This window comes from Arthrobacter sp. GCM10027362 (assembly GCF_042679445.1).
GTDB lineage: Bacteria > Actinomycetota > Actinomycetes > Actinomycetales > Micrococcaceae > Crystallibacter.
This window is the reverse complement of the sequence record NZ_JBHTML010000236.1, coordinates 1-5,123: the sequence shown is the minus strand read 5'-3', so window position 1 is coordinate 5,123 and position 5,123 is coordinate 1. Positions and strand designations below refer to the sequence as shown.

Annotated in this window: 7 protein-coding genes and 1 pseudogene; 4 read left to right on the top strand and 4 right to left on the bottom strand. The window is 67.7% G+C overall.

Annotation, left to right across the window (positions count from 1 at the left end):
* Both ACFQ36_RS20545 and recR read left to right on the top strand, forming a co-directional pair.
* A pseudogene (locus ACFQ36_RS20545) lies at window positions 1-382 on the top strand (hypothetical protein); the annotation flags it as partial.
* Between the two features lie 21 nt (window positions 383-403).
* Window positions 404-1,000, top strand: coding sequence for a recombination mediator RecR (recR, locus tag ACFQ36_RS20540; protein WP_377017053.1), 597 nt, complete (start codon window positions 404-406; stop codon window positions 998-1,000).
* Window positions 1,001-1,120: 120 nt separating this feature from the next.
* Here the strand turns inward: recR and ACFQ36_RS20535 are convergent, their stop codons facing one another.
* Complete coding sequence (locus tag ACFQ36_RS20535) at window positions 1,121-2,215, bottom strand: S1C family serine protease (protein WP_377017051.1); 1,095 nt, start codon at window positions 2,213-2,215, stop codon at window positions 1,121-1,123.
* Window positions 2,199-2,522, bottom strand: a complete 324-nt coding sequence (locus ACFQ36_RS20530) for a hypothetical protein (protein ID WP_377017049.1) — start codon at window positions 2,520-2,522, stop codon at window positions 2,199-2,201. Before ACFQ36_RS20530 ends, ACFQ36_RS20535 begins: the two co-directional genes overlap by 17 nt.
* A gap of 278 nt (window positions 2,523-2,800) precedes the next feature.
* Here ACFQ36_RS20530 and ACFQ36_RS20525 point away from each other — a divergent pair, with 278 nt between their 5' ends.
* A complete protein-coding gene (locus tag ACFQ36_RS20525; RefSeq protein ID WP_377017047.1) occupies window positions 2,801-4,087 on the top strand; it encodes an aspartate kinase in 1,287 nt (428 codons plus the stop codon).
* A gap of 75 nt (window positions 4,088-4,162) precedes the next feature.
* Here the strand turns inward: ACFQ36_RS20525 and ACFQ36_RS20520 are convergent, their stop codons facing one another.
* The gene (locus ACFQ36_RS20520) at window positions 4,163-4,366 is read right to left on the bottom strand and encodes a hypothetical protein (protein ID WP_377017045.1); all 204 of its coding nucleotides are present in this window, start codon (window positions 4,364-4,366) and stop codon (window positions 4,163-4,165) included.
* A 116-nt stretch (window positions 4,367-4,482) separates the two neighbouring features.
* Window positions 4,483-4,692 carry a hypothetical protein gene (locus ACFQ36_RS20515; protein ID WP_377017043.1) on the bottom strand — a complete coding sequence of 70 codons (210 nt, stop codon included), beginning with the start codon at window positions 4,690-4,692 and terminating at the stop codon, window positions 4,483-4,485.
* Between the two features lie 98 nt (window positions 4,693-4,790).
* On the opposite strand from ACFQ36_RS20515, the gene ACFQ36_RS20510 reads away from it, so the two are divergent.
* A partial coding sequence (locus tag ACFQ36_RS20510) for a MarR family winged helix-turn-helix transcriptional regulator (protein WP_377017041.1) occupies window positions 4,791-5,123 on the top strand: 333 nt, incomplete at its 3' end.

Sequence of the window (5,123 nt, the reverse complement as noted above, 5' to 3'; positions counted from 1 at the left end):
GGCCCCGCAGGTCCTCACCCCGCCGGCCGGCATGCCGCAACCGGCCAGGGCGCCCCTGCCGGCGCCGCCCTACGAGGACATCCCCTACTCCGACGAGGAGCCGGCCGACGAATGGGAGACCCCGCCGGATCCGGGCCGGGGCCGGACCATGAGCCGCTACCAGCAGCTGCTGAGCCAGGCCAAGGCCGCCGAGGCCCGGCAGGCTGCCGCTGCTCCCGCCGTCGGCCCGGAGGCCGGACGTGACCTAAACTTGAGCTACGTCGAGGACATCCCCAGCGATGACGACGAGGCCATAGAAGATTCGAACCTGGTGGGACGTGCCGCCATCGAACGCATTCTGGGCGGGCGCCTGATCGAGGAGCGCAGCCTCGACGCGTCCTAACCGTCAGGAGATTGAAGTTCAGTGTACGAAGGCGCCGTCCAGGAGCTGATTGACGAGCTCGGCCGCCTGCCCGGGATCGGCCCGAAGTCCGCGCAGCGCATTGCTTTCCACATTCTGGAAGCGGATCCGGAGGACATGCAGCGGCTGGTGGATGCCGTGGTCCATGTCAAGGAACGGGTCAAGTTCTGCAGCATCTGCGGCAATATCTCCGAGCAGGAAACCTGCAGCATCTGCCGGGACCCGCGCCGCGACCCCACGGCCATCTGCGTGGTGGAGGAGTCCAAGGACGTGATCGCCATCGAGCGCACCCGGTCCTTCCGGGGCCGCTACCATGTGCTCGGCGGGGCCATCAACCCCATTGCCGGCGTCGGCCCCGAACAGCTGCGCATCCGCGAGCTGCTCAACCGCCTCTCCGACGGGCAGATCCAGGAAATCATCATCGCCACCGATCCGAACCTCGAGGGCGAGGCAACCGCCACCTATTTGGCCCGGATGCTCAAGACCATCGGCATCACGGTCAGCCGCCTGGCCTCCGGCCTGCCGGTGGGCGGGGACTTGGAGTACGCGGACGAGATCACCCTCGGCCGGGCCTTCGAGGGCCGCCGGAAGCTCACCTGAGCGCCCCGGAGTGGGGCGCGAGGGACCCGCCGTGGCGCAGCCGACACTGCGGGAGCGCCCCGGAGTGGGGCGCGAGGGACCCGCTGTGGCGCAGCCGACACTGCGGGAGCGCCCCAATCCCTACGCGGCCGGCCGGTCGCTCAGGGCCACCTTGGCCGTCTGCGTCCTGTCCCCACGCTGGAATTCCACGTTGACCTGGTCCCCCGGGTTCCGCTTGCGCAGGGCCGCCAGCAGGTCCTCGGGGGAGCTCAGCTGGTCGCCGTCGAGCTTTTCCAGGATGTCTCCGGGGCGCAGGCCCGCCTTGTCGGCCGGCCCGCCCTCGACGACCGACAGCACGAGCACGCCCTCGGTGTCCGCCAGGCCGAGCCGCTGGGCGATCTGGCCGGTGATCGCGGCCGGGGCCAGGCCCATGAAGGAGTGCCTGGCCTTCCCGTTCTCCAGCAGTTCCTTGGCCACTTCCGTTGCGGTGGCCGCGGGAATCGCGAAGCCCAACGCCACGGCGCCGGACTGCGGCGGGATGTACGCTTCGCTGATGCCCACCACCTTGCCCTGGCCGTTCACGACCGCTCCGCCGGAGTTGCCGGGGCTGATCGCGGCGTCGGTCTGGATCAGGTCCACCAGGGACGCGCTGGTGGAAGCCGAGCCGGGGATCTGGCGGTGGAGCCCGGAGATGATCCCCGCCGTGACGGTGTTTTCGAAGCCCAGCGGGGAGCCGATGACCACTGCAAGTTCCCCGACTTCGGGCAGCCTGGCCTCGAACCGGGCAGCTGGCAGGTCCTTGCGGTCCGCCTGCACCAAGGCCAGGTCGGAGACCGGGTCGGTGGCCTTGACCGTTCCTGCCACCCGCTGCCCGTCCGCGAACCCGACCTCCACCTGCGTGCTGTCCCGCACCACGTGTTCGTTGGTCAGGACCAGCCCGTCCCCGGAGTAGATGACGCCGCTGCCCAGCCCGTTGTCGGTGAAGATGGTAACCACCGAGGGTTCGACGGCGTCGACCAGGTCCGGGATGGACATGGCCGCGGCCTGCGGTGCCCGGGCCGCCGGGCTCTGGGTCTGCAGTTTTTCCGGGCTCGCGGACGTGGTTTCCGTCCCGCCGGCTCCCCCGGAGGTGCAGCCGGAAAGTCCTGCCAGCACGGCTGCAAGGAACAGCGCCGTCCAGAGGGTGCGCCGGCCCTGCGGCGGCCCGGTCCGGCGGGCGTCAGCCCTCGGAATCATGGGGGTAGTCGTCTTCGTCCAGGCCTGGAATCCCCGTGGCCTGTTCGAGGCGGTCGGCCTCGGATCCTTCCGCGGCCGACTGACCGGGCTGCTGCAGGCTCAGCCCGACCGGGCCCCTGTCCGGAATGATCTGCTCCATCCGATCGGCCTCCGATCCCCCGGGCAGGGCGGAGGAGCCTTCCGAGGCCGCCAGGTCGGCCTCGGCGCCCTCATCGATCTCGTCCGGCGCCACCGGCATCTGCTGCTCGAACCTGTCCGCATCGCGTGCTTCCGGCAAGGCCGTCGGCTCGTCGGCTGGATTGGTCATGTGTCCCCCTCCCGGGATGGAACCCTCCGCGACCCCTTAACCATAAGCAGGCTGGTCATTTTCTTCTACCCGTCCCGGCGATACGGCGTTCCGCCGTCACAACGCCGCCCCCGATTCGGAGGCGCCATGGTCGCGGCGCTAAACTCTTGTTGTCGGCCGTGCCGGATGCCGGCGCCTGCAGACCTTTGCCCGATCCCCACCGGCGCCGCACTGCATGGCTGGAGCCCCAGCGATGCAGGAGGGCCGCATTCCAGGAGTTGTTGAAAGAGCGTGTTGGCATGAGCTTGATAGTGCAGAAATTTGGCGGTTCCTCCGTGTCGGACGCCGAAGGCATCAAGCGCGTCGCCAAGCGCGTGGTCGAAACCCAGGCGGCAGGCAACGAGGTCGTCGTCGTCGTCTCCGCAATGGGCGATACCACCGACGAACTGCTGGATCTGGCCGCGCAGATCACCGGCAACGCCTCGGCGCGTGAAATGGACATGCTGCTCAGCGCCGGGGAACGCATTTCCATGTCCCTGCTGGCCATGGCCATCCACGAGCAGGGCGCCAAGGCCCAATCCTTCACCGGCAGCCAGGCGGGCATGATCACCGACGCCATCCACGGCAAGGCGCGCATTATCGACGTCTCCCCGCACCGGATCCGCACCTGCATCGAGCGCGGGGACATCGCCATCGTGGCCGGTTTCCAGGGCATGAGCCAGGACAGCAACGACATCACCACGCTGGGCCGCGGCGGCTCGGATACCACCGCGGTGGCCTTGGCCGCTGCGCTGGACGCCGATTTCTGCGAAATCTATACGGACGTGGACGGCATCTTCACCGCGGACCCGCGGGTAGTGCCCAGCGCCCAGAAGATCGACAGGATCTCCAGCGAGGAAATGCTGGAACTGGCGGCCTCCGGCGCCAAGATCCTGCACCTGCGGTGCGTGGAATACGCCCGGCGTTTCGGCGTGCCGCTGCATGTGCGCTCATCCTTCAGCTCCAACGAAGGAACCTGGGTGCTGCCCAGCCCCGACGACAAGATCAAGATTCAAGAGGGAGAACCCTTGGAACAGCCCATCATCTCCGGCGTTGCCCACGACCGCTCCGAGGCCAAGGTGACCATCCTCGGCGTACCCGATATCCCCGGCAAGGCGGCCGAAATCTTCGGCATCGTGGCCGGCGCGCATTCGAACATCGACATGATCGTCCAGAACGTCTCCACCAAGGGCTCGGGCAAGACGGACATCTCCTTCACCCTGCCCATCGTGGAGGGCAAGGATGCCCTTCAGGCCCTGAAGGCCGCCCAGGAGCAGGTGGGCTTCGAAAGCATCGACTACGACGACCAGATCGGCAAGCTCTCGCTGATCGGCGCGGGCATGCGCTCGAACCCGGGGGTGTCCTACAAGTTCTTCCAGGCGCTGCACGAGGCGGGCGTCAACGTGGACATGATTTCCACCTCGGAGATCCGCATCTCGATCGTGACCCACGCGGACCTGCTGGACACTGCCGTCCGCGCGGTGCACGCCGCCTTCGACCTCGACGGCGAAAGCAGCGCCACGGTCTACGGCGGTACCGGCCGCTAGCCGGCGCTCCCGCAAACAACGACGGCGGTGCCGGCTTCGTGCCGGCACCGCCGCCTGTTTCGGTCTGAAGTTATTTCAAGCCGTGCCCTCGGCGCCGGTTGCCTCGTGGCGCTTGCGGATCGCGTACGCGTGGCCTTGCTCGTCGCGCTCGATTTCGAACTCGGCGAGTTCGGCGTCCGAGGCGGCCTCGTAGTCATCATGCTTGTGGACCACCGGCGAATCGAGCTCCGAACGGTCCGCCGGACCCCAGACATTCCTGGTCTTTTCGGTCATGCGCATGAAGCGCTCCAGAAAAGCAGCCTTTCCGGCCATCTGAATCACCCTCCCATCAGGCGGCATCCATGGCCTCATTCTAGCTCCGTTCGGCCGCCAGCGGGATGGCCGGGCGGCGCAGGCTAGGGCTTTTTGGGCACGATGTAGGTGCTGCCGTCGGCCCGCTTGACGGTTTCCCACTGCGAGGCCTCCGCCTCGCGCCGCTTGAGCAGCTCCTTGTTCTCTGCCGTCATGGGGTGGTCCACGCCGCTCTTCTGGGCCGGCCCGAAGATCAGCCGCAGCTTGCCCGTGAAGCCCATGAACCGTTGCGACGCCGACTTCTTCTCTGCCATGGCGTTGCCTCTCTCCCTGTTGTGCACCGGTGGACGGTCCGACAGTGCCACTATACGCTAATTGTTAGCGCACTAATTATCCGAATGGATGTGATCCCGTGACCTCTACTGCCGCTGAGGAAGACCTCCTGCTCGAGCACCAGCTGTGCTTCGCCCTGTCCGTGGCTTCGCGGAGCGTAGTGGCAGCCTACAAGCCGGTGCTGCAGAAGCTGGGCCTGACCCACCCGCAGTACCTGGTAATGCTGGCGTTGTGGGAGCAGAGTCCGCGCACGGTCAAGGAGCTGGGCGAAGTGCTGCTGCAGGAACCGGCCACCCTCTCCCCCATGCTCAAGCGGCTCGAGGCCGCCGGCCTGGTCACGCGCAGCCGGATGGCAGGCAACGAGCGGGCCCTCGCCGTCGGCCTGACCGCCGGCGGCGAGGCGCTGCGCCGG